Raw genomic sequence first — 25,990 nt, forward strand, 5'->3', positions numbered from 1 at the left:
TCCCCGCTGTCACATGACGGCGGGGATTTTGTTATAAATTCTGTAATTTTTCCTCAATCTGCTGGAGTAGATTTTCTAGATTTTCCTTCTGTTCTTGGAGTAGGAGGATTTGTTTTTCACGGTCGGCAATTTCATCCAGTATAACCTGTTTGTTTTCTTTTAGCTGTTCGAGACTGCCGCATTTGGTGTCGTGAAGTTCTTTGATACGGATAATAGCTTTCACAGATAGGCCTAACTGGCGAAGTCCTAGTATATTTTCTAGGTTGTTGATTTCTGCTTCGTTCCAGTAGTAGTTACCGTTAACCAGCTGAGGTTGTAGCAATCCTTGTTCGGTGTAGAAACGAAGCGTATCACGTTTGATACCAAATTGTTGCATGACTTGTCCTGTTTTCATAACTTCCTCTTTTACTAATTTCGTTTGACAGGGGGTCACCCCCTCATGATAAATTGGTGGGGAAAGGAGTTCTATATGATTATTGTTGTTAAATGCTTGATTGTGCTTTATTTGGGGCTATTACCGCTATCTGCTTGGGTATATCGTAAGCAACTTCCTAACTGGTTACTGGTTTTATATTCCTCCCCAGTCTTGCTCAGTTTGTTGGGCTGGCAGACAGTTTGGGGATTTATTTTCGGTTTAATCTTGGCTTGCGGTGTGCGTGTCTTAGGTGGTCGCATTCTTTTTGGGAGAAATCGTCTCAGTCACTTTTTATCTCATCTTTTACTGAGTAGCATTCTCGTTCTTGCCCTGTTCTTGTTCTAAAAACAGCCTCTCCACATAGTCCTTCTGCCTTGGAATGACCAGTTCTGTTTCAAGAAAATCTTTCAAATTTTCTTGTGGGACCCAGATATAATTGCTGGTTTCATCCGTTTGGAGTTGGATGGTCGATTTGTCCCAATTGGTTTCAGCCCAGTAGCAGTGGAAAATGCACTGGTCATCATGGGCGATAAAGTGTGTATGGTGGCGGAGTTGGTCAGCTGTCAGCTCAATGCCTGTCTCTTCGCGGACTTCGCGTAATATGGCCTGCTCTGCTATTTCCCCAAACAAGGCCGAGCCTCCTGCTGTTGCTTCATAATAGTCAGGGTAGGAGGGCTTGGTGCTGTCGCGCTTCATGAAGAGGGTGCTGCCGTCGCGGTGGCGGATGATGCACTCGACGACTAGGTGGTATAGGCCATCGGGAATGGTTTCTCCGCGTGTGAGGATATGGTCGGTCAAGTGACCGTCGGCTGTGTAGGCGTTCCAGATTTCCATTTCATTCTCCAGTCAATTTTGTAGTTATTCAGTATAGCACATCTATAAGTGCAAAGCAACATGTTTTGTTTTTGTACGGACAAGTGTTATACTGGGGGCCACTAACTCAAAGGAGAAATTTATGCAACCTATTATTCCTCATCTCTGGTATGACACAGAGGCAAAAGAAGCGGTGGCTTTTTATGTGGACCTCTTCGGTGGCAAGCTGGACTGGACCTACACCATTACGGATACGCCTTCGGGTGATTCGGATTTGATTCAGTTTCAACTGGGCGATATGACCTTGGCGGCTATTAGTGCGGGTCCATACTTTAAGCTCAATGAGTCCATGTCCCTCATGGTCAATGTAGCCAGCAAGGATGAAGTGACACGTTTGTACCAAGCCTTGTCAGAAGGCGGTCGTGTGCTCATGCCTTTGGGAGAATATCCTTTCAGCCCTTACTATGTCTGGTTGGAAGACCGCTTTGGTCTGTCTTGGCAACTGTCTTATGCACCGGACTTGGACAATTCTTATCAGTTTGACATCTGCCTGCTCTTCTCTCAGGATCAGGTTGGTTTGGCCCAGCCTATGTTGGACTACTACAAGGACAAGCTCCCTCAGGCTAGTGTCGGTCAACTTTCCTACTACGGTGAAGGGGAGGCTGCTGTTGAGGCTGCCAAGCTGAATTACGCGGAACTTCTTGTCGCTGGACAGAAAATGATTGTCATGGACCACGGCTACGGTGGTGAAGCTTCATTCAACGAAGCCTTCTCGCTCATGGTCTATGTGGATAGTCAGGATGAACTCAATTTCTATTATGACCTCCTGTCAGCAGTGCCAGAGGCGGAAATGTGCGGTTGGGTCAAGGACCAGTTTGGGATTTCCTGGCAGATTGTACCGCGGATTTTGATGGAGGCATACGATACGGCTAGCCCAGAACAGATTAAGGCTGTGAATGCTGCAGTAATGACAATGAAACGTCTAGATATCGGAACTATTCAAACGATATTAAATTAGTCAAGATTGGCAGGAACTGGATAGCAGTTTCTGTTTTTTTTATTAGACAAGAATGAATTGGCTCGGTTTTTGGTATAATGAAAGAAAGTAGAGGGGAGACCACATGAAAGCAATAGAAAGACGAAAGCACATTTTATCACTTTTACAGGAAACATCTCAACCACTTTCAGCGAATTACCTAGCAAAAGAATTTGGAGTGAGCCGTCAGGTGATTGTGGGAGATATAGCCTTGCTTCGAGCAGAGGGGGATCTGGTTTTGGCGACTCCGAGAGGCTACCTACTGCAGTCTTCTCTGGCGCCTCTTGAAGGTGCTTATATTCGTAAAATAGCTTGTCAACATGGACCAGAAGATGTTGAAAAAGAGTTGACTATCCTATTAGAGGGAGGAGCTCAAATCCTTGATGTCGAAATTGAACATCCTATTTACGGTCTATTATCTGGCAAACTAAATATTACCAGTTTTGAAGATCGGGACCGTTTTTTAGATGATTTGAGTCATTATAAAGGAGTACTATTGAGTAATTTAACAGAAGGAGTTCATACTCATACTGTCTCATTTCCCTCGGTTCAAGCCTACCAAGAACTTTCTTTGGTATTAAAGGCTGCAGGAATTTTGCTAGAAAATCAATAAAACATTACAGGTGTCTTGACACCTGTAATGTTTTGGTTTATAATCGAACCTATAGAAAGAGAGGTTCCTTATGTCCCAATTAACACTATCATCTAAAAGTTCCGTCAAGCAGCTTTCCATTAGTGCGATTCTTACTGCATTTGCTATTTTGATTCCATTGATAATGCCGATTAAAATTGTTATTGGACCAGCATCTTATACACTTGCTAGTCATATTCCGTTGTTTATTGCAATGTTTATTTCACCAGCAACGGCCATATTGGTAGCATTGGGCTCCAGTCTAGGCTTCTTTTTAGCAGGATTTCCTATTGTCATCGTATTTCGTGCATTAACCCACTTGATTTTTCTTACTCTGGGAGCTTTTATAATAAAACGATTTCCAAGTTTTATAGACACTAAGCGTTTCTTCCTATTAGGGATTGGTCTCAATCTACTTCATGGCTTAGGGGAGTATATTGTGGTCATGGCCCTGACTTCGGGCGGGCAGACTTCAGATACTTATTGGATGACTATGCTTGGCTTAGTTGGTCTAGGTTCTGCACTTCATGGATTACTCGATTTTAGTTTGGCATATTATTTTTGGAAAATCTTGAAAGAACGGAAAATTTATCAACCTTAATGTGAGTTGAGATAAAATATAGTCTAGAAGTCGGAGAAAAGTCTCTGGCTTTTTCTTGTTTTTTCTGTAAATGTACGAGATTTATTCAATTTTTTTAAAAAATGTGTATAAATATGTTGCAAAAAGTATAAATATACACTATAATAGTCACTAAGTTTTATTTGCTAATTTAAATAGAAATGAGAATGATTATGACGAAAGAAAAATTAATCCTAGCCTATTCAGGTGGTTTGGATACTTCGGTTGCTATTGCATGGTTGAAGAAGGATTATGATGTTGTCGCTGTCTGCATGGACGTGGGTGAGGGTAAGGATTTGGAATTTATCCATGACAAGGCCTTGTCGATCGGTGCGGTTGAGTCCCATGTTATCGATGTTAAGGAAGAGTTTGCCTATGACTACGTGCTTCCTGCCCTCCAAGCTCAAGCCTACTATGAGCAAAAATACCCATTGGTATCCGCTCTCAGCCGTCCTTTGATTTCTAAAAAACTGGTTGAAATTGCCCACCAGACTGGCGCGACGACTATTGCCCACGGTTGTACCGGTAAGGGAAATGACCAGGTTCGTTTTGAGGTGGCAATCGCTGCCCTGGATCCAAACTTGAAGGTTGTGGCTCCGGTTCGTGAATGGCACTGGTCTCGTGAGGAAGAGATTATCTTTGCCAAGGAAAATGGTGTGCCGGTTCCAGCTAATTTGGACAGCCCTTACTCAATCGACCAAAACCTTTGGGGTCGTGCCAATGAGTGTGGTGTCTTGGAAAATCCATGGAACGAGGCGCCAGAAGATGCATTCGGTATCACGACTGCTCCAGAAAAGGCACCAGATACGCCTGAATATGTCGAAATCGAATTTAAGTCTGGTGTACCTGTTGCCGTCAATGGAGAAGAGCTGAGCCTGGCTAATTTGATTCAGAAACTCAATGTGATTGCGGGTGCCCATGGTGTTGGTCGTATCGACCACGTTGAGAACCGTTTGGTGGGTATCAAGTCGCGTGAAATCTACGAGTGCCCAGGTGCCATTACCCTCTTGACAGCTCATAAGGAAATTGAAGATTTGACCCTGGTTCGTGAAGTAGCTCACTTCAAACCAATCATTTCCAATGAATTGTCAAACTTGATTTATAACGGTTTGTGGTTCAATCCAGCGACAGATGCTTTGAAGGCTTACTTGAAACAAACCCAGTCAGTGGTAAACGGTACTGCCAAGGTAAAATTGTTCAAGGGTACAGCTCAAGTCGTTGCTAGAAAATCACCAAACTCACTCTATGATGAAAATCTTGCAACCTACACAAGTGCAGATACCTTTGACCAGGCAGCAGCAGTCGGCTTTATCAAGCTCTGGGGCTTGCCAACCAAGGTAAATGCGGAAGTACATCACCAAAACCAATAGGAGATTTTGATGGAAAAGAAATTATGGGGCGGTCGTTTTGAGGCCAGCTTGGAGGCCTGGGTGGAGGAATTTGGTGCCTCTATCCGCTTCGACCAGAAACTAGCCAAGTTTGATATTCAAGGATCCATTGCCCATGTGACCATGCTGGGTCAGACAGGTATCATTGAGCAGTCTGAAGCAGACACTATCAAGGCTGGTCTGGAAGAGCTCTTGGCTGAGTATGAGACTGGTCAGCTGGAATTCGACGTGACCAACGAAGACATCCACATGAACATGGAATCGCTCTTGACGGAAAAAATCGGTCCAGTGGCTGGCAAGCTCCACACGGCTCGTTCACGGAATGACCAGGTCGCGACAGACATGCACCTCTATCTCAAGGACAAGCTCCATGAGGTGATTGAGAAATTGGCCAATCTACGTCAGGTCTTGGTCCATTTGGCTGAGGAACATGTGGAGACCATTATGCCGGGCTATACGCACTTGCAGCATGCCCAACCCATTTCTTTTGGTCACCATCTCATGGCCTACTATCAAATGTTCACCCGTGACAGCGAGCGCTTTACTTTCAATATCCAGCATGCGGACATGTCACCGCTGGGCGCAGCGGCCCTTGCAGGAACTACTTTTCCCATTGACCGTCAACTGACTTCTGATTTGATGGGCTTTGCCAAACCTTACAGCAATTCATTGGATGCGGTGTCTGACCGTGATTTCATCTTGGAATTTTTGTCTAATAGCTCTATTCTCATGATGCATGCTTCTCGTCTATGCGAGGAAATCATCAACTGGTGTTCCCACGAGTACCAATTTGTCACCCTATCGGACACCTTCTCAACAGGTTCCTCTATCATGCCGCAGAAGAAAAATCCTGATATGGCAGAGTTGATCAGAGGAAAATCGGGTCGGGTAGTGGGCAATTTGGTTGGTTTACTGACCGTCATGAAGGCTCTGCCATTGGCCTACAACAAAGACCTCCAGGAAGATAAAGAGGGCATGTTTGACACGGCGGAGACCATTACAGTAGCCATTGACATTCTGGCCGGTATGCTGGAATCTATGACCGTTCACAAGGATAGAATGGCTGTTTCAACCGAGAAAGACTTCTCCAATGCGACTGAGTTGGCAGACTACTTGGCCAGCAAGGGAATGCCTTTCCGCCAGGCCCATGAAGTGGTCGGCAAGCTAGTCTTGGAATGCACCAAGGCTGGTCACTACTTGCAGGATATTCCGCTGGAACGTTACCAAGAAGTGACGGACTTGATTGAGGAGGACATCTACCAGGCCCTGCAATCTCGTACAGCGGTGGAACGCAGAACCTCACTGGGTGGGACAGGATTTGAGTCAGTTCAACACCAAATTCAGCAAGCGACAGCGGAATTAAACCCAGATAAATAACGAAAAATGCCTCTAAACGTGATGTTTATTGGCTTTTTTGAATTTTATGGTATAATAGAGGTAATTTTGAAAGATGGAGTGACAGTTTGAGAAAAAGCTACCGTGTCAAGCGCGAACGAGATTTCAATGATATTTTTTCCAAGGGACACAATGTTGCCAATCGACGCTTTGTGGTCTACCGTTTGGCCAATCAAAAAGAGCATTTTCGTGTAGGCTTATCTGTCAGCAAGAAGTTAGGAAATGCCGTCACACGCAATAAAATCAAGCGTCGCCTGCGGCATGTTCTGCTTGAATTGAAAGAGGATATACAGGCAGAGGATTTTGTCATCATTGCCCGTAAGGGTGTGGAGGAATTGACCTACCAAGAAATCAAGAAGAATCTGCTCCATGTTTTGAAACTTGCGAAACTCTACCAGGAAGGTGTTGAGATTGAAAAAGAAAATTAAATGGGCGGGCCTCTTGACCCTGTCCCTTGTCGTGTTAGCGGCCTGTGGAAATCAAGCCAGCAACCAATCTTCGGGTGCCTGGGATTCACTCATTGAGTGGTTTGCCAGCATCATCCAATTCTTGTCTATCAATGGTCATATCGGTATTGGGATTATCCTTTTCACTATCTTGATTCGGACCTTATTGTTGCCACTCTTTCAGATTCAGGCAAAATCCTCTCGCAAGATGCAGGAAATTCAGCCGCAGCTGAGAGAGTTGCAGGAACGCTATCCAGGCAAGGATATGGAAAGCCGCCAATTATTGGCTGAAGCGACCCAGCGTCTTTACAAAGAAAACGGCGTCAGCATGGGGTCATCCTTTATACCGCTTTTGATCCAGATGCCCATTCTTTTGGCTCTTTTCCAAGCCCTGACTAAGGTGGATGCTCTCAAGGTTGGCCAGTTTCTCTGGATGAACTTGGGGCAGCCGGACCCGTACTTTATCTTGCCGATTCTGGCAGCGGTCTTCACCTTCCTTAGTACCTGGTTGACCAATAAGGCTGCGCCAGAGAAAAATGGTGCTCTGACCGTGATGATGTACGTCATGCCGTTTCTCATTTTCTTCTTTGCCGTGACGTCAGCTAGCGGGGTTGCCCTTTATTGGACCGTGTCCAACGCCTACCAAGTTGTTCAAACCTTGATTTTCAATAATCCTTTTAAAATCATAGCAGAGCGTCAAGCTAAGATTGATGCAGAGAAAGCGCGCCAGGCTAAAATTAGGAAAGCTCAGAAAAAAGCCCAGAAAAAGAAATAGGATAGTAGGAGAGAAAAGATGAAATTTACAGGTGCAAATGTTGAAGAAGCCATCCAAAATGGTTTGGCAGAATTAAATATCCCTCGTAAGAAGGCACATATTACTGTCGTTGCTCGTGAGAAAAAAGGTTTCCTTGGTTTTGGTAAGAGACCAGCGGTCGTCGATATTGATGTTATCAATGAAACAACGGTTGTCAAGGCTAACCAGAAGGCTGTTCGTGGCGTTCCAGATGAAATCAACGAGCAAAACGAGCCAGTGAAAAGTGTATCAGAAGCGACGATTGACCTTGGTAAGGTTGTTGCCGCTGTTAAGGAATACGAAAAGTCTGGTGAGGTCTTAGAGGATGATATCAAGGCTCAGATTCTGAAAAATGAAAAAGAAGCGACTACGATTTTAGAAGAAACAGGTCGTATCGAAATTTTGCCAGAAGAACTCCTGCAACCGGCCTCTGCAGAAGAGACAATTGAAGAAGTTGTTGAAACTCCTGAGGCTACTGAGGAGACAGAGTCTGTTTCAAAATCGGAAGAATTTTCAGACTTAGACATTAAAATCGAGCAACAGCATGACATTGAGCAGGTGGTGGCAGAAGTATCAGCTTACGTGCAGGAAATCTTGGATGACATGGACGTTGAGGCACGGATCGAGACCAGCTATAACCGCCGTACCATCAACATTCAGGTTGATACAAATGAGCCTGGTCGCGTAATCGGCTACCACGGCAAGGTCTTGAAGGCGTTGCAATTGTTGGCGCAGAACTTCCTCTACAACCGCTATGAGCGCAATTTCTACATCAGTATCAACGTTAATGACTATGTGGAACATCGTGCAGAAGTCTTGCAAGGCTACGCTCAAAAATTGGCGGAGCGGGTCCTGGCAGAACAAGAGGCCTATCACACAGATCCGATGTCTAGCAGCGAGCGCAAGATTATCCACCGGATTATTTCCAAAATGGACGGATTGACCAGCTATTCTGAAGGTAGCGAGCCTAACCGCTATGTGGTCGTGGACATTGAAGGACACAACGATTAAAAGAGGTTTAGCCTCTTTTTTTCACACTCCTTACTGAAAATAGGTCAAAATGCCTTGACAAACAGTCAGAATTCTTATAAAATAGTTTGGTATGTTTAGTAACTGATCAAAACTAGCCGGCTAAACGAATACAAGAATCTAAGAGGAGGTATTCATCGTGAAACGTACTTTTCAACCAAGTAAAATCCGTCGTGCTCGTAAACACGGATTCCGTAACCGTATGTCAACCAAAAACGGCCGTCGTGTCTTAGCAGCTCGTCGTCGTAAAGGACGTAAAGTGCTTGCAGTGGCATAAGAAGTCGAATGTAAAACCAGCAGAAACTCGAGTCTGCTGGTTTTTTCTTTTTTAATAATAAACAGATAGGTGAGATGGAAGGACCGAGATACGAATAGGAAGACGATCTCCCTCGTCTCCATCAATGTTGATTTGTAGGTCCCCATCGAGAAGTTTGATTTCCCCTTCCTTGAAGGTTTCATAACCCAGGCTATTACTTTCTTCTGTGACGCCGCCCATCAGCTGAGGAATGGCAGATACCGTATTTAAGAAGTGGCTATCTTTCAGATAGAGCAGGTGTAAAAGGCCGTCATCTACCTTGGCATCTGGAAGAAGGGTTTCAAACCCACCAATGGAATTAGTCAGTCCAATCAGGATGGTTGTCGAGGCAATTTCCTTAGTCTCACCGTCTAATTGAATCTGAAACTCATAGCGTTGGTTGTTTATCAATTCCTTGAAGCCATTGATGAAATAGGCCATCTTCCCATAGCGGGTTTTCTCATCTGGATCAATATTATTGATAGCTTGTGGAATAGCGCCGATTGCCACGACATTCATAAAGTAGCTATCGTTGACCTGGCCAATATCAAGAGGGCGCTTACGGTTTGGATCAAATTGTTTAATAGCTTGCGCTGGATCAAGGGGAATTCCCAAGGCTCGCGCTAAGTCGTTGACCGTACCTAGTGGGAAAAATCCAAAATTCGGTCGATATTCTTCCTTAGCCAGACCACTGATGCCCTCGTTAACTGTCCCATCTCCGCCCATGACAAAGACACTGTCAAAACCTTCTTGTGCAGCCTCCTTGACGAATTGGCAAGCATCTCCGCCTTTTTGAGTTTCTTTTATAAGGACTTGGTTAAAATATTCCTCCAATTTGACCTGGGCCAAGTCTCTAAACTCCAGGGCACGTTCCCCACCAGAACTAGGATTCACTACTAATAAAGCTTTTTTCATGCGAATCTCCTTTCAAAATACAACTTACCTCTATATTATAAGGTATTTAGGCTGTGATTGCAAAAGGAAGCTCCTTGTCACGTGAATTCAATATATCAAAAAACAATTAAAAGTGATATACTAGGATATTATAAGGAGGGATCGATATGGTAACAAAAGAAGAAGCAGTCCAATTGTTACAGGACATGATACAGATTAATACAGAAAATGACAATGAAGAAGAACTGGCTCGCTATATTCAAGAGTTTTTATCTGCTCATGGCATCGAGAGCGAGTTAGTGGAATTTGCGCCAAGACGTGCCAGTTTAGTAGCGGAAATTTCAAATGGGCCTGGGAAAAAATTGGGTCTAACTGGTCATTTGGATGTTGTCAGTGCTGGAAATGCCGAGGATTGGACCCATTCTCCTTTTTCAGGTTTCGTTGATGAAAACAAGATTCTTTGGGGACGGGGAGCTTCAGATATGAAGTCGGGTCTTGCTGCTCTTGTTCTGGCTATGGTTGCCCTCCATGAATCACAAGACTATTCAGGGACCATTCGATTGTTGGCGACTGTTGGTGAAGAAGTTGGAGAATATGGTTCCAAGCAGCTAACGAAGCTGGGCTATGTGGATGATTTAGATGGTATGCTAATTGGAGAACCTTGTAATATTGGGATTATTTATGCTCATAAAGGCTCGTTGAACTACAAGGTCACTTCCAAGGGTACGGCAGCCCATTCTTCCATGCCAGAACTCGGGAACAATGCCATTGAGCACCTCAATCATGCTATGCTGAAGATATCAGAAGCTATTGCACAAGAAGCAACAAAGCATACTGATCCAGAGTTGGGTCAAACCTTTCATAATATTACGGTGGTAACAGGGGGGCAACAGGTGAATTCTATTCCCGATTGGGCAAGTTTTGAAGCTAATGCCAGGACAATCCCTGCTTTTGATAACCAAGACGTAATTCGAACAGTCAAGGAAGTGATTGAAGAGCTGAATGAGCAAGAAGGATTTGATTTAAGTATAGAGGTGACTGCTGATCAAAAACCAGTTGTTAGTGATAAGAATTCTCCACTCATTCAGTCTATTTTGAAAGTACAGCAGCAGTTTCCTAGTTTACAGGTTCCTGCCCAGTTGAAGCAGATGGAAGAGGTTTTAGGAGGTGACCTGTCAGGACAAAACGATCTGCCAACCACCTTAGTCCCTCTAGCGGTATCGGGAACAACCGATGCAGCCCAATTTACTCTGTCGGAGAAAACGTTTGACGTGGCCGTCTATGGCCCAGGCATTCCCATGCTCAATCACAAGATTGATGAACGTTTACCGGTGGAGCAGTACTGGGATTTTATTGCGATTTATCAAGCCATTCTATCTGACTATCTTTCATAATTGGAATGTTTGCCGGATACTGATGAAAGATAAAACTGTTATCGGGGTCATCTGTTTATACTCTATTCAAAAATATAATATACTAGAGACAGAAAAGATCTCACAGGATTTAAGGACGGCCAGCTTGAAGAATGACCATAAAAGAAAGCATCGGACAGGGTTCGGTGCTTTTTCTCAGCCAAATACAGAGGTGGCTTATGGTATAATGGTAGAAAAGAAAGAGAAGTATGATGATAGAAATTTTTGATACACACACCCACCTCAACGTAGAGCAGTTTGACGGTCGGGTTCAAGAGGAATTAGATTTTGCCAAGGAAATGGGGGTCACCCTCCACAATTTGGTCGGTTTTGACCGAGCAACCATTGACAAGGCTATGGAGCTTGCTGACCAGCACCCTGAAATTTATCTGACATTGGGCTGGCATCCGACAGAGGCTGGCACCTATGATGAGGAAGTAGAAAGCTACTTGCTTGAGGCACTCAAACATCCCAAGGTCATTGCCCTGGGGGAGATTGGGCTGGACTACTATTGGATGACGGCGGATAAGGAAACCCAGGCTCGTGTTTTCAAGCGACAGATGGAGCTGGCCAAGCAGTTGGACTTACCCTTTGTGGTTCATACTCGCGACGCTCTGGAAGATACTTACCAGATCATCAGGGAAGTCGGTGTCGGTCCACGCGGAGGCATCATGCATTCCTTCTCTGGCACTCTGGAGGAGGCTCAAGCTTTCATGGACCTGGGTATGCACATCTCATTCTCGGGAGTGGTGACCTTCAAGAAAGCTGTCGAACTTCAGGAAGCGGCGCAAGCATTGCCCCTAGAAAAAATCCTGGTCGAGACGGATGCGCCCTACCTGGCCCCAGTTCCCAAGCGTGGTCGGGAAAATCGCACCGGCTACACTAGATATGTGGTGGATATGCTGGCCCAGCTTCGCAACCAATCGGTCGAAGAGGTGGCGAGAGCGACCTACGAGAATGCAAGGAGCTTGTTCAGAATTGACACAGAAAATTAAGATACAAGAAGTCCTCGTTGTCGAGGGAAAGGACGATACGGCAAACTTGAAGCGGTTTTATGAGGTGGATACCTACGAAACCAGAGGCTCTGCCATATCAGACGATGACTTGGAACGCATCGAGAAACTCCATGACCTGCGGGGAGTCATTGTCTTTACCGACCCAGACTACAATGGGGAGCGGATTCGAAAGATCATTATGCAGGCCATTCCCACGGTCAAACACGCCTTCTTACAGCGGGACGAGGCTACACCTAAATCTAAGACAAAAGGGCGGTCCTTGGGCATTGAGCACGCCAGCTTTGAGGACTTGGAAAAGGCCCTCGCAGGCGTTCGTGGCTACTATGATGATGAACATAACTTTGACATCACCAAGTCAGATCTAATGCGCCTAGGGCTCCTTATGGGCGGAGACAGTCGCAAGCGGAGGGAGTATCTGGGAGAAAAGCTCCGCATCGGCTACTGCAATGGTAAGCAACTCCTCAAACGCTTGGAACTGTTTGGGATAAGCTTGGCGGAAGTTGAGGAGTGTATGGTGAGCTATCATGGATAGAGTTTACGCTGTTAAGTGCTTGGTAAAAAACGAGTTTGAGCCAACTTATGAGAATTACTCATCTTATGAAGAAGTGACCTACTTGCTGCCGGCTAATGTCCTTGTTTGGGAGGATGAGCAGGTTGATAAGAACAAACTAGCTGACTATTTGCGTGGTTCAGTTGAAGATGGCTATGTCAATGCGGAAGGTATTTGGAAGCAGAGCCGTTTGTTTCATATTGCCGGTGTGCTAGAAATGGACGACAGGGTAGAGTTTGATGGACCAGCCGTGGAAGTCTATCGCTGGTTTTACACTTTTGAACGTCCAGTTACTGAGGAAGAATTTTTGAATCTCTATTATTTTGATGATCTGGGGAGATAGGGCAATGTCTAGACTAGAACAAGTCATCCTAACCAATATGTGCATGATTACAGACGGTCAGCGGGTGTTGGTCCAGGAACGAAAGTCAGCAAAGTGGCCGGGCGTCACGTTTCCGGGTGGCCATGTCGAACGTGGCGAGAGTATTATTTCCTCTGTCGTCCGCGAGGTCAAAGAAGAAACGGGCTTGACTGTCTCCAATCTCGAACTCTGTGGGATTCAAAACTGGACGGATCCTACTGACCAGTATCGCTATCTGGTATTTTGCTACAAAACCAGCCATTTTTCAGGCTCTATCCAAACTTCAGATGAGGGGGAGGTCTTCTGGATTGACCGTGCAGAATTGAAGAATCTCCAACTTGCTGACAGTTTTGAATCCATGTTGGAAATCTTTGAACATCCACAACTGACGGAGAATTTTTACTGGTTTGAAGATGGCGAGTGGAAGATTGATAACAAGTAGGATGTAGAAGCAAACTGCTGTTAGACTTGACAATTTTACTTAAAAATCCTAGAATATAAATAGAAAGGTCCTCAAGTTTTCACTTGAGGACCAATAGGACCGTTTTAAAGACGGGACGGATTTGTAGATAACAGAAAAACCGCTACTTACAGACCTGTCAAAGTTGGAAGTGCGGTTTTACTGTTTATTTTTTTCGGTGAAATGTTAAAATAGCCAGTAAAAGAATGCCAAAGTTTATCATTAGCTCAATTGCCTCATAAACTGACATCGACGGTCACCTTTCTAAGGAGTTGTGCCATGGCCTCACCTCCTGCATCAGATTTCCGTCCCGCCTTCGGAACTTCCCTACACTAGATTAATTCGGAAAACAACAAGTATTTTATTCCGTTTTTTTAAAATAAAAGGCAAAAAATGAGAAACACGCATAAGAATTGATGAAGAGTTGTACAATAAGTTTGACAACTCTTTTTTTCTATGCTATAGTAAGCCTAGAAATGATGAGAGGTATTGCTTATGGAAGCTATTGTATATTCCCATTTTCGAAACCACTTAAAGGACTATATGAAAAAGGTCAATGACGAGTTTGAGCCTTTGGTCGTGGTTAATAAAAATCCAGAGGAAGATATTGTTGTACTCTCAAAGAGCGAGTGGGATAGCTTACAAGAAACCCTCGCTGTTGCTCGGAATGCCTACCTATCTCAGAAAGTCTTGCGTGGTATGGCTCAAGTCAAAGCGGGGCAAACCCAAGAACGCAATCTGATAGAGGTGGACTAATATGGGAATCCATTTTACAGACGACGCCTGGGAAGACTATCTTTATTGGCAAGGTCAGGATAAGAAAACACTGAAGAGAATCAATAAGATTATCAAGGATATGCAGCGACATCCTTTTGAAGGCATTGCCAAGCCAGAACCTTTGAAGTATGACTATCAAGGTGCCTGGTCAAGAAGGATTGATGCGGAGAATCGCTTGATTTATATGCTAGAAGCAGACCAATTGTATATCTTGTCTCTAAAGGACCATTATAGGTGAGGGTTGAGGAAAAAAGATAAAAGATGTAGATAATCAGACTGACTAAAATTGATTTTGTTACCTCGCTGTCTATCTGAAGCTTGTCTAGAAATAAAAAACAAGAAAGAACACACATGAGAATCGCAGACAAAAACGTTACCCGCGCCGTCCTGGAACGCCACGGGTTTACCTTTAAGAAATCCTTCGGTCAGAACTTTTTGACCGATACCAATATTTTACAGAAGATTGTAGATACGGCTGAGATTGACCAGAATGTCAATGTCATCGAAATCGGGCCTGGAATCGGGGCCTTGACCGAGTTTTTGGCGGAGAGTGCCGCCGAAGTCATGGCCTTTGAAATTGACGACCGCCTGATTCCGATTTTGGCGGATACCTTGGGTCGCTTTGACAATGTGACTGTGGTCAACCAAGATATCCTAAAGACCGACCTGCAGACCCAGATTCAGAATTTCAAGAATCCTGACCTACCCATCAAGGTTGTGGCCAACCTGCCCTACTACATCACTACCCCCATCCTCATGCACCTGATTGAGAGCAAGATTCCCTTCAGCGAGTTCGTGGTCATGATGCAGCGGGAGGTGGCCGACCGCATTTCTGCCGAGCCAAACACCAAGGCCTACGGCAGTCTGTCCATCGCGGTTCAGTACTACATGACTGCCAAGGTGGCCTTCATCGTGCCTCGCACTGTCTTTGTACCTGCACCAAACGTGGACTCCGCCATTCTCAAAATGGTACGCCGTGACCAACCCCTGGTGAACGTCAAGGATGAAGATTTCTTCTTCCGTGTGTCCAAGGCCAGCTTTGTTCACCGCCGCAAGACCTTGTGGAACAACCTGACCAACCATTTTGGCAAGTCCGAAGAAGTCAAGGACAAGCTGACGCAGGCACTTGGCATGGCAGAGCTGGAAGCCAGTGTCCGTGGAGAAGCACTTTCCATGGCTGACTTCGCGCGCCTGTCTGACAGCCTACAAGAAGTCGGTTTATAAGCAAGTATTGATTGCGGAGAAATCTGCAATCAATATTTATTTTAATGGAAAATTTTTTTCTGTTTGCCTTGTTCGTTGACAGTGGGTGGAAAGCTTGCTATACTGAAAAGTGACTAACTTTTGAAAAATATTGTCTGCAAATTGGCAGAATATTTACAAAAACAAGAGAGGATTTCCCTCTTTTTTTATGAAGGTATCGATATGTTAAAAACTATGCTAAAAAAGCATCCCCATTTAGTAGCCCTGGGCCTATTTGTGGGCTTTTCTTTATTATTATTGGTTCCCCACTTGCTCACTAAGGGCATGGTGACAGGTGCGGACTTGATTTTCCACTACAATCGTTTCTATGATGCGGCTATGCAGATGAAGGAGGGGAATTTCTCCTATATCATCAGTTTGTATGGCTACCAGCAGTCAGGACGGATTGTCAATGCTCTCTATGGACCTTATTTTGCCTATTTACAGGGGGCGCTAGTTCTTTTAAGTGGGACCTGGTTCCGCTATCAGATTTTATCCAATCTTTTCTTGGGAACTCTGAGTGCAACCTCCCTCTATTTCCTCATGCGTGAGGTCAAGGTCAAATATACTCATTCCATTCTCTTATCTATGTTCTTTGTGACGACCTACTCCATTCAGTATTGGTGGGCAACCCAAGGATTTACCAGCTGGGGAGTGGCTCTCTTTCCGCTTTGTTTAATCCCTGCAGTGCGTTTCTTGCAGACCAAAAAAGTACCGAAATTCCTCATGGCAGGAGCGGTAGGGCTCATGTTGCAGGTTCATATGCTATCGACCTTGTTCTTGGTCATTGCCTATGGCATTCTCTTCCTTATTGGTTGGTGGAAATCAGACCAAAAAATGAAGATTATTGGGCAAGTAGCCCTGTCGGTAGGGATTTTTCTGCTCCTGACTATCAATATCTGGTTGCCACTGGTTTATATCAATGCAACCAACGCTTTGGTACCACCATTTGTTAACAAAAAATTTGTACTCAATACCGTAACGTGGCTCAAAACAGCCTTTCTATACTATCCATATCCATTGCCAATTTTCTTTGGGACCTATCTCTATTTCTTGGTGAAAAATTGGAAGAAACAATCGCTGGTTCTGGCTGGTCTTGCTTTTACCTACGCAGTATTTTTGATTTTGTCAACCAACCTCTTCCCTTGGCAATTAGTAGCTGGCAAGGGGATTGACTTAGTTGAGTTGATCCAATTTCCATTCCGCTTTTTCCTCTATGCCAATGCTCTTTTACTGGCAGTCGTAGGGGTCCAGGTTTCTGGTTTGTCAGAAAAAATGCAGAAAATCTTTTCTGGTTTGACGATTATTTCTTTGCTTGTTTCGGTTGGTTTCCTCTGGAATGAAAGTTATAAGGAAATCAATGGGCATTATTACAGTGATACTTTCCTGCAAAAACGAATTCATACGACCTTGTACGGGACGACGGAAGAGTTACAGGCTTCATTTCATTCTAAAGACTTGGGCGAATTTATCCAGATTGCTCAGAAATCCACGCCGGACTATGTACCAGATTTATCAGAAAAGACTGGACATCTGACCAACGAAGAGTCGGATAATACCTATTTTACCTATCGTGACCAAGTGATTTTACCAAATCAAGATTTTGCCAAAGAAGTTGATGGTAATCAGCTGGTGGTGACTTGGACGGCGTCAGAAGCAGAAGAAACTGCGGTACCAGTTATTGTTTACCAAGACAGTCAGCTTGTTTTGAATAACACCGTTTTAGATAGAGAGGCTGTAGAACTTTCCGAAATCGGTGTGCCAACGGTTACCAGCCAACCGGGGAAGAATACCCTTGTCCTATCCTACAAACAACAATGGTGGTTACTGCCAGTTATCATTATCAGTTTGACTGGATGGCTAGTCTGGTCGATGTACTACATCTTTATTTACCGAAAATCAAGCCTTTCCTAAGAGAGAAATGTTATGAAACAAATCAATCCAAAGGCAAGCAAGCAATTTATTCTGGTTATGATTATGACCGTTTTGCTGGCGATGGGTCGGGCTCTATTGCTAAGTGGAGTATCTTTCCCGCTCTGGTTTATCCCCCTGCCCTTGCTTGCCTATCTTATTTTTACTTTTTATATCTTGGTCCTGCTGGATAGGTATGAAGACTTTATCAAAACCAAGGTCTTTGCCAAGTATGTGGGCTACTTCATCGGTGGCCTCTATCTGGTCAATCTGGTCTATCGCCTCAACGCTAAGAAATTCCAGCCCTGGAACATCTTCCGCAACAATCTCTTCCAGTATGAGTTGGTGCTTATGTTGCTCCTGCCTCTTTTGCTGGCTATTTACTGGCGAAATAATGGGCGAATCCGTGGGAAATTGAGGAGCTGGTCAGACAAGTATCTGGTGGCAGATGGCTACCTGCTTTTGACCAGTCTCTTGTCCTTGAGCCCTCTGGCCATTTCCTACTGGAAGGACAGCCACTATGAAACGCTGGTGGAAAAAGGCATCTACAAGGACTTCTTCGTACAGGTACCGATTTTTGCGGTGCTACACTTTGTGGCGATCTATTTCTTCCTACGCTATCTGGTCAAGACCTGGCAGGAGTTTCGGGCCCACAGGACCAATGTCCACAGCATGGTCTTTATCAGTCTGGTGCTGGCAAGTCTGTCCCATATCGGCTATCAGGTCTCTATGGCTGGGGCGACGGGGTCTTATTTTACCCGCCATCTCTTCCCTGGTGCCATCATTTTTCAGATAGTCTGTCTCTTTTTGCTCAACGTCATCATCAGCCTAGTGCTCAATCGTCAGGTCCTGTCGGCGGCTGTTATTGCCAGCCTCAATGTGACCTTGATTACAGCCAATTTCCTCAAATTCCGCTACCGGTCAGAGCCTCTGACTCCAAATGATTTCAAGTGGATTGGAAATATGGGGATGATTCTCAGCTTCATCAGTTTGCGCATTGTCCTTGTATCAGTCGTCTTTCTAATCATCGCCGCTTATTTCTATCGTCGTATTCACAGGCGCTATTTCCTGGGGCCAATTGTAAAGACCTTCTGGAAGCGCTTGGTGACGGTTGCCATGATTGTTTTCTTGATTGTGGGAATGGGCTTTGCTATCCGCAAGGAAAAAGACCACAAGATTGCCAGTTGGATACCGATTTTGTCCCAGGTCAATAATTGGCGGAACGTGGATTGGAAGGGCTATGCTTTCGTGGCTCGTTATCGCACGCTATCCTTCCTCTGGCTGCAACAGTTGAGTAAGACCAGCATGGAAGAACCGCAGGGATATTCGGAGAAAACCATTAAGGCTATCGTCAAGAAATATGAAAAGCTGGCAGAGGAAATCAATGCTGAACGTGCCAATCAGCTGACCGACCAGACCGTTATTTACATTCTCAGCGAGAGTCTGGCGGACCCGAGACGGATTCCGGGTGTGATCTTGAGCCAGAATGTCCTGCCAAATATTGAACAGATTATGAGCCAGACGACCAGCGGTCTCATGAAGAGTGACCATTATGGTGGGGGTACGGCTAATATTGAGTTTCAGGTTTACAGTGGCTTGCCTTTTTACAATTACAATTCGTCCATTTCGTCTGTATATCTAGATGTGGCACCTCGGATGAAGAAGTTGCCAAGTATCAGTGATTTGTATGCGGACACGGCGCGTGTGGCCATCCATCCTTATTTTGATACCAGTTACAACCGCAATGCCATCTACCAGCAGCTGGGGATTGAGCAATTTTACACATTGAATTCTACGACCCATCCTATTGCGGTGACGGCTGAGGATTATCAGGGGAATTTTGTCAGCGATAAGAAGACCTATGATTTGATACTGGAGCAGGTGCGGTCAGGTAATCCTCGATTTGTCTCGGCTATAACCATGCAAAACCATGTCCAGTGGCACTCAGAGGAGCCTGTTGCCATTACAGGTACAGGGGTCAATTTCACGGCTGAGGAAAATGCCAATTTGACCAGCTATGCAAGACTGTTGTCCTTTACGGACCAGTCGACCCGTGATTTCTTGGACCAGCTCAAGCAGTTGGATCAAAAGGTAACGGTTGTCTTCTATGGCGACCACCTGCCGGGGCTCTATCCTGAGTCAGCTTTTGTGACAGACCCTAGCCTCCAATACAAGACGGATTACTTCATTTGGAGCAATTTTGAGACGGAGGACCGTCATTACGAGTTGGTCAATTCAAGCGATATGAATGCCCTCATGCTAGAGACCACCAATGCCAAGGTCAGCCCTTACTATGCCCTCTTGACGGAAGTCCTCCACAAGGACCGAGTGGGTTTGACCGAGCGCGATGCCAAGGTAGCAGAAGAACTCAAGATGGTCCAGTACGACCTATCGACAGGCAAGGGCTACCTGCTCAAACAAAAGAATTTCTTTAAGGTTACGGAATAACACTAAAACCCAAGCCAGTTGTCTGACTCGGGTTTTGAGTTTTTATCATGATATGCGGAGGAAGGGATTTGAACCCTCACACCCGATGGGCACATGCGCCTGAAGCATGCGTGTCTGCCGTTCCACCACCTCCGCTTATAGATACTATTATACTACGTTTTTCTTCATTTGGCTAGAGGCAAATGCAACTTTACATCTTTCTCTATTTGGCTTATACTGGGAGTGGGCCAGAACTCAGAAAGTTGAAAGAGTTCGTTTGCCCCCACAGCTTCAAAGGTTCCTCGAGCCTTTTGAACAATCAACCCCTGCGCTAATGTGTTTCTCCTAATCAAATAGTTTGGTGTAGGAGTTTATACCAATCTAGATTTGAATTTTTCTTGGAGAAATGAGGGGGTTTATGTTATTGTCTTTGGCCTTAATTTGTATAGCAGCGGTTACTGTTTCTTGGCTATGCCAAAAGGGTGGTCTGCCTAAAATCATTGGTTTCCTGCTTGTTGGTATGATGCTGGGACCCTATGTTGGGAATTGGATTGATAGGAGTTTATTGGATAATTCAGCAGATATTCGTAAGATTGCCCTGATTATTATTTTGATAAAGGCAGGTTTGACCATAAAATTATCGGATTTCAAGACCATTGGTCGGTCAGCCGTGCTTATGTCCTTCCTACCAGCCTGTGCAGAGTTGGTCGGCTGCGCCTCTTTTCTTTGACCTGTCCTATGGGGAGGCCGCTCTGATGGGCAGTGTCATGGCAGCAGTATCTCCTGCGGTTTTTGTTCCGCGCATGGTGGACTTGATTGAAAATAAAGTTGGCCATCAGAAGAAAATTCCCCAAATGATACTGGCGGGGGCCTCATTTGACGATGTGGTGGTGATTGTCCTGTTTACGGCCTTCCTTAGCCTGGTTCAGAAGGGGGATTTCCAAGTCCTATCCCTGGTCAATATTCCACTGACTATTCTGACCAGTATGCTAGTGGGGGTCTTGGCAGGCTTAGCCTTTGCCAGGTTCTTGAAAACAATTCGCCAGTCTGACAGCCTTCCTCCTATCTACCAATACCTCTTGCTCTTTAGCTTGTCCTTCTTGTTGGCGACGATTGAGGCCCGCTATGCCAATCAGTTTCCATTCTCAGGCTTGTTGGCTATTCTGGTGGCGACCATGGTGGTCAATCGTCAGGCCTTGCCGGTTGAGGTTGCAGGGTTTGCTGGTTTCTTTAGCCGTTTGTGGGTCATTGGGGAAATTTTCCTCTTTGTCTTGGTCGGGTCCATCGTGGATATTTCCTACGTTGCAGTGGCTGGTTTGCCAGCGCTGGGCTTGATTGCTCTGACCCTGGTCATCCGCTCCCTGGCTGTCTGGCTTAGCGTCAGTGGCAATGGCTTTAGTAAGCGGGAAAAGCTGTTCTGTGTTATTGCCTATCTGCCCAAGGCAACTGTTCAGGCGGCTATCGGTGGTATTCCCCTGGCGGCCGGTCTGGCTAGTGGGCAATTGATTTTATCTGTGGCTGTTTTGGGGATTCTAGTCACCGCACCTCTAGGGGCTATCCTGCTGGACCGATTTGGCAAAGAATTACTAGAAAAATAGCCGTAAGTAGAAAAACGCACTATGGATAAAAAGAGTCAGTTTTTAGATGAGGGAGTAGCAGTTAAACACCTGTTATTCCCTTTTTTCTAGGGAATTTTGGTATAATACTTATAAGAATACCCAAAGGAGTCTTGTTTGCAAGGAAGAATTATTAAGGCCTTGGCTGGTTTTTACTATGTCGAGGCGGATGGACAGATTTATCAGACCCGAGCGCGGGGAAATTTTCGCAAGAAAGGCCAGACGCCCTACGTTGGAGATTTTGTGGACTTTTCGGCTGAGGAGCAGTCGGAGGGCTACATTTTAAAAATCCATGAGCGCAAGAATAGCTTGGTGCGGCCACCCATTGTCAATATTGACCAAGCGGTCGTGATTATGTCGGCCAAGGAGCCGGATTTTAATACCAATCTCTTAGACCGTTTTTTGGTGCTCTTGGAGCAAAAGGAGATGGAGCCGATTGTTTACATTTCCAAGATGGATTTACTGGAGGACCATGCGGAAATGGATGCCTTCAAGGCCATCTATGAAAAAATTGGCTATCCCTTCATTTACAGCTTGGAGGAGCTGACGCCGCTCTTGACCGACAAGGTCACGGTCTTTATGGGTCAGACAGGTGTGGGCAAGTCGACCTTGCTCAATCGCCTTGCGCCAGATTTGGCCTTAGAAACGGGGGCGATTTCAGACAGCCTTGGTCGCGGTCGCCATACGACACGTGCGGTCAGTTTTTACAATGTATTCGGCGGGAAAATTGCGGATACACCGGGCTTTTCATCCTTGGACTACGAGGTCAAGGAGGCAGAGGCTCTGACGGATTGTTTCCCAGAAATTGCGGAGGCCAGTCAGGCTTGCAAGTTCAGAACTTGTACTCATACTCACGAGCCGGACTGTGCAGTCAAGGCTGCGGTAGAAAGCTCTGCCATTTCCCAAAGTCGCTTTGACAATTACCTGCAATTTTTGAGCGAAATCCAAAATCAGCGCGAAACCTATAGCAAAGTTAGTAAGAAATTCAAATAGAAAGTTGGTTCCTATGTCACATTACAAGATTGCGCCATCTATCTTGGCGGCAGATTATGCAAATTTTCAATCAGAACTGGAGCGCCTAGAGGCGGTTGGTGTTGAATATGTCCACATCGACGTCATGGACGGTCATTTTGTGCCCAATATCAGTTTCGGTGCCGACGTGGTGGCTGCCATGCGTCCCCATAGCAAACTGGTCTTTGACTGCCATTTGATGGTGTCCAATCCAGAAAATCATATCGAAACCTTTGCCCGTGCGGGTGCGGACATTTTAACCATTCACGCTGAGGCGACCCTACATCTGCATGGAACCTTACAGAAAATCCATGCGGCGGGTATGAAGGTTGGCGTGGTTATCAATCCGGGTACGCCTTTGGTGACCATTGAGCCTGTGCTCAATTTGGTAGACCAAGTGCTCCTGATGACAGTCAATCCGGGCTTCGGCGGACAGGCCTACATTCCAGAGGTGGCTGAAAAGATTGCAGCCTTGGTGGAAATGCGCAAGGCTAAGGGATTGGATTTTGACATCGAGGTCGACGGTGGTATTGACGATAAGACCATTCATTCTGCCAAGGACGCAGGCGCTAACGTCTTTGTGGCTGGCTCCTTCCTCTTCAAGGGTGACTTGGAGGCCAATGTTGCCAAGTTGAGAGCTGCTCTTCGTGATTAGGGCCGCAGTCGTCGCTGGTGGACAGTTTGACAGCTTGCCTGCGCCTGGGGACCTATATGTGGGGGTAGATGCGGGTTGTTTACGGCTTTTGGAAAATGACCTTCCTCTTGATATGGCAGTTGGCGATTTTGACTCGGTCAGTCCAGCGGATTTATCGCGGATTGAGGAAAGAGCAGAGCTGGTTATCAAGGCCCCAGCTGAGAAGGATGATACGGACTTGGAATTGGCGCTCAAGGAGATTTTCAAGCGGCATCAAACGGTACAGGTTCAGATTTACGCAGCCTTTGGCGGTCGAATGGACCATGCCATGACCAATTTGTTTCTGGCAGCAGAACCTGATTTGGCGCCATTTATGGAGCATATCGAGCTAGTGGACCAGCAGAATGTCATTCGTTTTCGGCCGGCTGGACAGCACAGGATTTCACCGATTGCGGGTATGACCTATATTTCCTTCATGCCGTCCGACGGCAGTCGCTTGACCATCAAACATGCCAAGTATCCCTTGGAAGACGAAAATTATTTTTACAAAAAATGCTACGCCTCTAACGAATTTATAGGTAGGGACATGGACATCAGTCTGGACACAGGCTATGTGGTCCTGATTTACAGCAAGGATAAGGATTAGATGGAAATACTACAAATCATCTTGCTGCTTTTGGTGGTGGTCGGTTTGGTCTTTCTCTATGGAAAATGGCAGAGCTTGTCTCTGATGTTACAAGACCAGGCCGAGGACACTGCTGACCAATTGTCGGACCAGTTGACCTATCAATTGGAATCAACCAGTCTCAAGCAGCAACAGGTTCTCAGCCGTGAAGTCAATGAACTCCGGCGTGAACTCTATCAACAATTAACAGACATTCGGCAGGATATTCACCACAGTCTCCTGCAAAATCGTGATGCCACTGACCAGCGCCTCCAAGCTATTCAGGAGTCCAACGAAAAACGCTTGGAAGAGATGCGCCAGACGGTGGAAGAAAAATTAGAGAAAACCCTGCAAACTCGCCTGCAAGCCTCATTTGAAACAGTGTCCAAGCAGTTGGAATCTGTCAATCGTGGATTGGGTGAGATGCAGACAGTGGCGCGTGATGTTGGTAGCCTCAATAAGGTTTTGTCCGGAACCAAGTCGCGAGGCATCATGGGTGAGCTCCAGCTGGGACAGATTATCGAGGATATTTTGACGCCCAGCCAGTACGAGAGGGAATTTGCGACGGTTAAGGGTTCCGGAGAGCGGGTCGAATATGCTGTCAAGTTGCCGGGGCAATCAGCAGAGGATTATGTCTACCTGCCCATTGACTCCAAGTTTCCCCTGGCGGATTATTACCGTTTGGAAGATGCTTATGAAACCGGCGACAGGGACCAAATTGACTTTCATCGCAAGCAACTGTTGGCGGCTATCAAGCGCTTTGCCAAGGATATTCAGAGCAAGTATCTGAACCCGCCTGAAACGACCAATTTTGGTGTGCTCTTTTTGCCAACCGAGGGGCTCTATGCGGAAGTGGTCCGCAATCCCATTTTCTTTGATGACCTGCGCCGGCAGGAAAACATTGTAGTGGCAGGTCCGACGACCCTATCTGCCTTGCTCAATTCCCTGTCCGTCGGCTTTAAGACCCTCAATATTCAGCGGTCGGCCGACGACATCAGCAAGGTCTTAGGCAATGTCAAGCTGGAATTTGGCAAGTTCAGCGATCTATTAATCAAGGCCCAGCGCCAGATTAACCAAGCTAGCTCCAATATTGACAAGCTCCTGACGACACGGACGTCAGCCATTGAGCGGACCCTGCGCACCATTGAACTCTACGAAGACGACCAGACCAAGGGTCTGCTCGGCATTTCTCCATTAGAAGAGGATTTAGATGAAAATTAACCAAATGAAAGTAGATGAGTTCTTCGAAGGATTTTATCTGATCAAGTCATCCGATGTTCGTCAGACCAGAGCTGGCAAGGATTATCTAGCCCTGACTTTCCAAGACGATACGGGCGAAATTGATGGCAAGGTTTGGGATGCCCAACCGGGAAAAATCAAGGATTTTGTGGCTGGAGTGGTCGTTCATGTCCAAGGACGCCGCGAGGTTTACAATAATACGCCTCAGGTCAATCAGTTGGTGATCCGTTTGCCGAAAGCTGGCGAGCCAAATGATCCAGCGGATTTCAAGGAAAAACCGCCTGTTGATGTCAAGGACACCAAGGACTACCTGAGTCAGATGATTTTCCAGATTGAAAATGCGACTTGGCAGCGCATCGTTCGGGCTCTCTACAGCAAGTACGAAAAGGAATTTTATTCCTATCCAGCGGCCAAGACCAATCACCATGCCTTTTACTCCGGTTTGTCTTTCCACACGGCGACCATGGTTCGTCTGGCGGACAAGATTGGCGATGTCTATCCGCAGCTCAACAAGAGCCTGCTCTTTGCCGGGATTATGTTGCACGACTTAGCCAAGGTCATTGAATTGACAGGTCCAGACAATACGGGCTATACTGTTCGGGGCAATTTGATTGGGCACATTTCCTTGATTGATGAAGAAATTACCAAGGTTCTGATGGAATTGGGCATTGATGATAGTCTGGAAGAAGTAACCGTTCTCCGCCATGTTATTCTCAGCCACCATGGTTTGCTGGAATATGGTAGCCCAGTTCGTCCGCAAATCATGGAGGCAGAAATTCTCCACATGATTGACAACATTGATGCGGAAATGATGATGATGCTGACGGCTCTGGAAAAGGTGGGACCGGGCGAGATGACCAGCCGTATCTTTGCCATGGACAATCGCGCCTTCTACAAACCGGATATTGACCAATGA

The 25,990-nt window shown here is 45.7% G+C and carries 31 protein-coding genes and 1 tRNA gene; 27 read left to right on the top strand and 5 right to left on the bottom strand.

Going from position 1 to position 25,990, the window contains the following annotated elements; genetic code table 11:
• Positions 1–31: 31 nt before the first annotated feature.
• Positions 32–394 (bottom strand): MerR family transcriptional regulator, encoded by a 363-nt coding sequence (locus ACHBIE_RS02820; protein WP_394732667.1) that lies wholly within the window; start codon positions 392–394, stop codon positions 32–34.
• A 75-nt stretch (positions 395–469) separates the two neighbouring features.
• Between ACHBIE_RS02820 and ACHBIE_RS02825 the strand changes: the two genes are divergently transcribed.
• Complete coding sequence (locus ACHBIE_RS02825; RefSeq protein WP_394732668.1) at positions 470–760, top strand: hypothetical protein; 291 nt, start codon at positions 470–472, stop codon at positions 758–760.
• Here ACHBIE_RS02825 and ACHBIE_RS02830 read toward each other — a convergent pair.
• A complete protein-coding gene (locus ACHBIE_RS02830) occupies positions 719–1,249 on the bottom strand; it encodes an NUDIX domain-containing protein (protein ID WP_394732669.1) in 531 nt (176 codons plus the stop codon). The genes ACHBIE_RS02825 and ACHBIE_RS02830 overlap by 42 nt on opposite strands.
• Positions 1,250–1,370: 121 nt before the next feature.
• Between ACHBIE_RS02830 and ACHBIE_RS02835 the strand changes: the two genes are divergently transcribed.
• The 9 genes from ACHBIE_RS02835 (at position 1,371) to rpmH (ending at position 8,842) form a co-directional block, all read left to right on the top strand.
• On the top strand, positions 1,371–2,246 hold the full coding sequence (locus ACHBIE_RS02835) for a VOC family protein (RefSeq protein WP_394732670.1): 876 nt from the start codon (positions 1,371–1,373) through the stop codon (positions 2,244–2,246).
• Between the two features lie 103 nt (positions 2,247–2,349).
• Positions 2,350–2,877, top strand: a complete 528-nt coding sequence (locus ACHBIE_RS02840; protein ID WP_024397302.1) for a transcription repressor NadR — start codon at positions 2,350–2,352, stop codon at positions 2,875–2,877.
• Positions 2,878–2,947: 70 nt separating this feature from the next.
• The gene (locus ACHBIE_RS02845; protein WP_105160358.1) at positions 2,948–3,496 is read left to right on the top strand and encodes a hypothetical protein; all 549 of its coding nucleotides are present in this window, start codon (positions 2,948–2,950) and stop codon (positions 3,494–3,496) included.
• 191 nt (positions 3,497–3,687) lie between these two features.
• Entirely contained in the window at positions 3,688–4,884 is a 1,197-nt protein-coding gene (locus tag ACHBIE_RS02850) for an argininosuccinate synthase (RefSeq protein WP_105111059.1), read from the top strand.
• 6 nt (positions 4,885–4,890) lie between these two features.
• Positions 4,891–6,279, top strand: a complete 1,389-nt coding sequence (gene argH, locus ACHBIE_RS02855) for an argininosuccinate lyase (RefSeq protein WP_394732671.1) — start codon at positions 4,891–4,893, stop codon at positions 6,277–6,279.
• A gap of 86 nt (positions 6,280–6,365) precedes the next feature.
• Positions 6,366–6,725, top strand: a complete 360-nt coding sequence (gene rnpA, locus ACHBIE_RS02860; protein WP_105122258.1) for a ribonuclease P protein component — start codon at positions 6,366–6,368, stop codon at positions 6,723–6,725.
• Positions 6,709–7,518 carry a YidC/Oxa1 family membrane protein insertase gene (locus ACHBIE_RS02865; protein WP_105111056.1) on the top strand — a complete coding sequence of 270 codons (810 nt, stop codon included), beginning with the start codon at positions 6,709–6,711 and terminating at the stop codon, positions 7,516–7,518. Before rnpA ends, ACHBIE_RS02865 begins: the two co-directional genes overlap by 17 nt.
• An 18-nt stretch (positions 7,519–7,536) precedes the next feature.
• Positions 7,537–8,547: an RNA-binding cell elongation regulator Jag/EloR gene (gene jag, locus ACHBIE_RS02870; RefSeq protein WP_394732672.1), complete on the top strand. Its 1,011-nt coding sequence runs from the start codon at positions 7,537–7,539 to the stop codon at positions 8,545–8,547.
• 157 nt (positions 8,548–8,704) lie between these two features.
• Positions 8,705–8,842: a 50S ribosomal protein L34 gene (rpmH, locus tag ACHBIE_RS02875; RefSeq protein WP_018368178.1), complete on the top strand. Its 138-nt coding sequence runs from the start codon at positions 8,705–8,707 to the stop codon at positions 8,840–8,842.
• 51 nt (positions 8,843–8,893) lie between these two features.
• Here rpmH and ACHBIE_RS02880 read toward each other — a convergent pair whose 3' ends face one another.
• Positions 8,894–9,775, bottom strand: coding sequence for a diacylglycerol/lipid kinase family protein (locus ACHBIE_RS02880; RefSeq protein ID WP_394732673.1), 882 nt, complete (start codon positions 9,773–9,775; stop codon positions 8,894–8,896).
• A gap of 146 nt (positions 9,776–9,921) precedes the next feature.
• On the opposite strand from ACHBIE_RS02880, the gene ACHBIE_RS02885 reads away from it, so the two are divergent.
• From ACHBIE_RS02885 to ACHBIE_RS02905, 5 genes are all read left to right on the top strand, one after another.
• Positions 9,922–11,148, top strand: coding sequence for an ArgE/DapE family deacylase (locus tag ACHBIE_RS02885; protein ID WP_172079658.1), 1,227 nt, complete (start codon positions 9,922–9,924; stop codon positions 11,146–11,148).
• Positions 11,149–11,378: 230 nt separating this feature from the next.
• The gene (locus ACHBIE_RS02890) at positions 11,379–12,161 is read left to right on the top strand and encodes a TatD family hydrolase (protein ID WP_105122253.1); all 783 of its coding nucleotides are present in this window, start codon (positions 11,379–11,381) and stop codon (positions 12,159–12,161) included.
• The gene (rnmV, locus tag ACHBIE_RS02895) at positions 12,124–12,714 is read left to right on the top strand and encodes a ribonuclease M5 (RefSeq protein WP_161943339.1); all 591 of its coding nucleotides are present in this window, start codon (positions 12,124–12,126) and stop codon (positions 12,712–12,714) included. Before ACHBIE_RS02890 ends, rnmV begins: the two co-directional genes overlap by 38 nt.
• Positions 12,707–13,075, top strand: a complete 369-nt coding sequence (locus ACHBIE_RS02900; protein WP_105122251.1) for a hypothetical protein — start codon at positions 12,707–12,709, stop codon at positions 13,073–13,075. Before rnmV ends, ACHBIE_RS02900 begins: the two co-directional genes overlap by 8 nt.
• A 4-nt stretch (positions 13,076–13,079) precedes the next feature.
• Positions 13,080–13,535 carry an 8-oxo-dGTP diphosphatase gene (locus ACHBIE_RS02905; RefSeq protein ID WP_394732674.1) on the top strand — a complete coding sequence of 152 codons (456 nt, stop codon included), beginning with the start codon at positions 13,080–13,082 and terminating at the stop codon, positions 13,533–13,535.
• A gap of 184 nt (positions 13,536–13,719) precedes the next feature.
• Here the strand turns inward: ACHBIE_RS02905 and ACHBIE_RS02910 are convergent, their stop codons facing one another.
• Positions 13,720–13,803 carry a putative holin-like toxin gene (locus ACHBIE_RS02910; protein ID WP_392367263.1) on the bottom strand — a complete coding sequence of 28 codons (84 nt, stop codon included), beginning with the start codon at positions 13,801–13,803 and terminating at the stop codon, positions 13,720–13,722.
• A gap of 245 nt (positions 13,804–14,048) precedes the next feature.
• Between ACHBIE_RS02910 and ACHBIE_RS02915 the strand changes: the two genes are divergently transcribed.
• The 5 genes from ACHBIE_RS02915 to ACHBIE_RS02935 all read left to right on the top strand — a co-directional run bounded on the left by ACHBIE_RS02915 (position 14,049) and on the right by ACHBIE_RS02935 (position 19,931).
• Positions 14,049–14,309 (top strand): type II toxin-antitoxin system Phd/YefM family antitoxin, encoded by a 261-nt coding sequence (locus tag ACHBIE_RS02915; protein ID WP_172094746.1) that lies wholly within the window; start codon positions 14,049–14,051, stop codon positions 14,307–14,309.
• Position 14,310: 1 nt separating this feature from the next.
• Positions 14,311–14,568 (top strand): Txe/YoeB family addiction module toxin, encoded by a 258-nt coding sequence (locus tag ACHBIE_RS02920; RefSeq protein ID WP_172059171.1) that lies wholly within the window; start codon positions 14,311–14,313, stop codon positions 14,566–14,568.
• Between the two features lie 113 nt (positions 14,569–14,681).
• Positions 14,682–15,554 carry a 16S rRNA (adenine(1518)-N(6)/adenine(1519)-N(6))-dimethyltransferase RsmA gene (gene rsmA / locus ACHBIE_RS02925; RefSeq protein WP_394732675.1) on the top strand — a complete coding sequence of 291 codons (873 nt, stop codon included), beginning with the start codon at positions 14,682–14,684 and terminating at the stop codon, positions 15,552–15,554.
• 201 nt (positions 15,555–15,755) lie between these two features.
• The gene (locus ACHBIE_RS02930) at positions 15,756–17,486 is read left to right on the top strand and encodes a hypothetical protein (protein ID WP_257117154.1); all 1,731 of its coding nucleotides are present in this window, start codon (positions 15,756–15,758) and stop codon (positions 17,484–17,486) included.
• A gap of 12 nt (positions 17,487–17,498) precedes the next feature.
• Complete coding sequence (locus ACHBIE_RS02935) at positions 17,499–19,931, top strand: LTA synthase family protein (protein WP_394732676.1); 2,433 nt, start codon at positions 17,499–17,501, stop codon at positions 19,929–19,931.
• 53 nt (positions 19,932–19,984) lie between these two features.
• On the opposite strand, the gene ACHBIE_RS02940 is transcribed toward ACHBIE_RS02935, so the two are convergent.
• Positions 19,985–20,066 (bottom strand) — tRNA-Leu (locus tag ACHBIE_RS02940).
• Positions 20,067–20,328: 262 nt separating this feature from the next.
• On the opposite strand from ACHBIE_RS02940, the gene ACHBIE_RS02945 reads away from it, so the two are divergent.
• From ACHBIE_RS02945 to ACHBIE_RS02975, 7 genes are all read left to right on the top strand, one after another.
• Positions 20,329–20,640, top strand: a complete 312-nt coding sequence (locus ACHBIE_RS02945) for a cation:proton antiporter (RefSeq protein ID WP_394732677.1) — start codon at positions 20,329–20,331, stop codon at positions 20,638–20,640.
• 25 nt (positions 20,641–20,665) lie between these two features.
• Entirely contained in the window at positions 20,666–21,508 is an 843-nt protein-coding gene (locus tag ACHBIE_RS02950; protein WP_394732678.1) for a cation:proton antiporter, read from the top strand.
• Positions 21,509–21,643: 135 nt separating this feature from the next.
• A complete protein-coding gene (gene rsgA, locus ACHBIE_RS02955) occupies positions 21,644–22,519 on the top strand; it encodes a ribosome small subunit-dependent GTPase A (protein ID WP_394732679.1) in 876 nt (291 codons plus the stop codon).
• Positions 22,520–22,532: 13 nt separating this feature from the next.
• Positions 22,533–23,192: a ribulose-phosphate 3-epimerase gene (gene rpe, locus ACHBIE_RS02960; protein ID WP_257103987.1), complete on the top strand. Its 660-nt coding sequence runs from the start codon at positions 22,533–22,535 to the stop codon at positions 23,190–23,192.
• The gene (locus ACHBIE_RS02965; RefSeq protein WP_394732680.1) at positions 23,185–23,817 is read left to right on the top strand and encodes a thiamine diphosphokinase; all 633 of its coding nucleotides are present in this window, start codon (positions 23,185–23,187) and stop codon (positions 23,815–23,817) included. Before rpe ends, ACHBIE_RS02965 begins: the two co-directional genes overlap by 8 nt.
• Positions 23,818–25,056, top strand: coding sequence for a DNA recombination protein RmuC (locus ACHBIE_RS02970; protein WP_105136986.1), 1,239 nt, complete (start codon positions 23,818–23,820; stop codon positions 25,054–25,056).
• On the top strand, positions 25,046–25,990 hold the full coding sequence (locus ACHBIE_RS02975) for a 3'-5' exoribonuclease YhaM family protein (RefSeq protein WP_105122241.1): 945 nt from the start codon (positions 25,046–25,048) through the stop codon (positions 25,988–25,990). The genes ACHBIE_RS02970 and ACHBIE_RS02975 overlap by 11 nt, the downstream gene beginning before the upstream one ends.

This window comes from Streptococcus sp. A23, assembly GCF_043674155.1.
In the GTDB taxonomy this organism is placed as follows: Bacteria; Bacillota; Bacilli; order Lactobacillales; family Streptococcaceae; genus Streptococcus; species Streptococcus suis_V.

Excerpts from the sequence above, each read along its gene's own strand:
- ACHBIE_RS02850 (WP_105111059.1), top strand. The coding sequence starts at position 3,688 with ATGACGAAAGAAAAATTAATCCTAGCCTATTCAGGTGGTTTGGATACT.
- ACHBIE_RS02845 (WP_105160358.1), top strand. The coding sequence starts at position 2,948 with ATGTCCCAATTAACACTATCATCTAAAAGTTCCGTCAAGCAGCTTTCC.
- ACHBIE_RS02885 (WP_172079658.1), top strand. The coding sequence starts at position 9,922 with ATGGTAACAAAAGAAGAAGCAGTCCAATTGTTACAGGACATGATACAG.
- ACHBIE_RS02905 (WP_394732674.1), top strand. The coding sequence starts at position 13,080 with ATGTCTAGACTAGAACAAGTCATCCTAACCAATATGTGCATGATTACA.
- ACHBIE_RS02835 (WP_394732670.1), top strand. The coding sequence starts at position 1,371 with ATGCAACCTATTATTCCTCATCTCTGGTATGACACAGAGGCAAAAGAA.
- ACHBIE_RS02945 (WP_394732677.1), top strand. The coding sequence starts at position 20,329 with ATGTTATTGTCTTTGGCCTTAATTTGTATAGCAGCGGTTACTGTTTCT.
- ACHBIE_RS02830 (WP_394732669.1), bottom strand. The coding sequence starts at position 1,249 with ATGGAAATCTGGAACGCCTACACAGCCGACGGTCACTTGACCGACCAT.
- ACHBIE_RS02975 (WP_105122241.1), top strand. The coding sequence starts at position 25,046 with ATGAAAATTAACCAAATGAAAGTAGATGAGTTCTTCGAAGGATTTTAT.
- ACHBIE_RS02950 (WP_394732678.1), top strand. The coding sequence starts at position 20,666 with ATGGGCAGTGTCATGGCAGCAGTATCTCCTGCGGTTTTTGTTCCGCGC.
- ACHBIE_RS02880 (WP_394732673.1), bottom strand. The coding sequence starts at position 9,775 with ATGAAAAAAGCTTTATTAGTAGTGAATCCTAGTTCTGGTGGGGAACGT.
- ACHBIE_RS02900 (WP_105122251.1), top strand. The coding sequence starts at position 12,707 with ATGGATAGAGTTTACGCTGTTAAGTGCTTGGTAAAAAACGAGTTTGAG.
- rnmV (WP_161943339.1), top strand. The coding sequence starts at position 12,124 with ATGCAAGGAGCTTGTTCAGAATTGACACAGAAAATTAAGATACAAGAA.
- rpe (WP_257103987.1), top strand. The coding sequence starts at position 22,533 with ATGTCACATTACAAGATTGCGCCATCTATCTTGGCGGCAGATTATGCA.
- ACHBIE_RS02820 (WP_394732667.1), bottom strand. The coding sequence starts at position 394 with ATGAAAACAGGACAAGTCATGCAACAATTTGGTATCAAACGTGATACG.
- jag (WP_394732672.1), top strand. The coding sequence starts at position 7,537 with ATGAAATTTACAGGTGCAAATGTTGAAGAAGCCATCCAAAATGGTTTG.
- rsmA (WP_394732675.1), top strand. The coding sequence starts at position 14,682 with ATGAGAATCGCAGACAAAAACGTTACCCGCGCCGTCCTGGAACGCCAC.
- ACHBIE_RS02840 (WP_024397302.1), top strand. The coding sequence starts at position 2,350 with ATGAAAGCAATAGAAAGACGAAAGCACATTTTATCACTTTTACAGGAA.
- ACHBIE_RS02825 (WP_394732668.1), top strand. The coding sequence starts at position 470 with ATGATTATTGTTGTTAAATGCTTGATTGTGCTTTATTTGGGGCTATTA.
- ACHBIE_RS02970 (WP_105136986.1), top strand. The coding sequence starts at position 23,818 with ATGGAAATACTACAAATCATCTTGCTGCTTTTGGTGGTGGTCGGTTTG.
- ACHBIE_RS02930 (WP_257117154.1), top strand. The coding sequence starts at position 15,756 with ATGTTAAAAACTATGCTAAAAAAGCATCCCCATTTAGTAGCCCTGGGC.
- ACHBIE_RS02910 (WP_392367263.1), bottom strand. The coding sequence starts at position 13,803 with ATGTCAGTTTATGAGGCAATTGAGCTAATGATAAACTTTGGCATTCTT.
- ACHBIE_RS02915 (WP_172094746.1), top strand. The coding sequence starts at position 14,049 with ATGGAAGCTATTGTATATTCCCATTTTCGAAACCACTTAAAGGACTAT.
- ACHBIE_RS02890 (WP_105122253.1), top strand. The coding sequence starts at position 11,379 with ATGATAGAAATTTTTGATACACACACCCACCTCAACGTAGAGCAGTTT.
- ACHBIE_RS02935 (WP_394732676.1), top strand. The coding sequence starts at position 17,499 with ATGAAACAAATCAATCCAAAGGCAAGCAAGCAATTTATTCTGGTTATG.
- ACHBIE_RS02920 (WP_172059171.1), top strand. The coding sequence starts at position 14,311 with ATGGGAATCCATTTTACAGACGACGCCTGGGAAGACTATCTTTATTGG.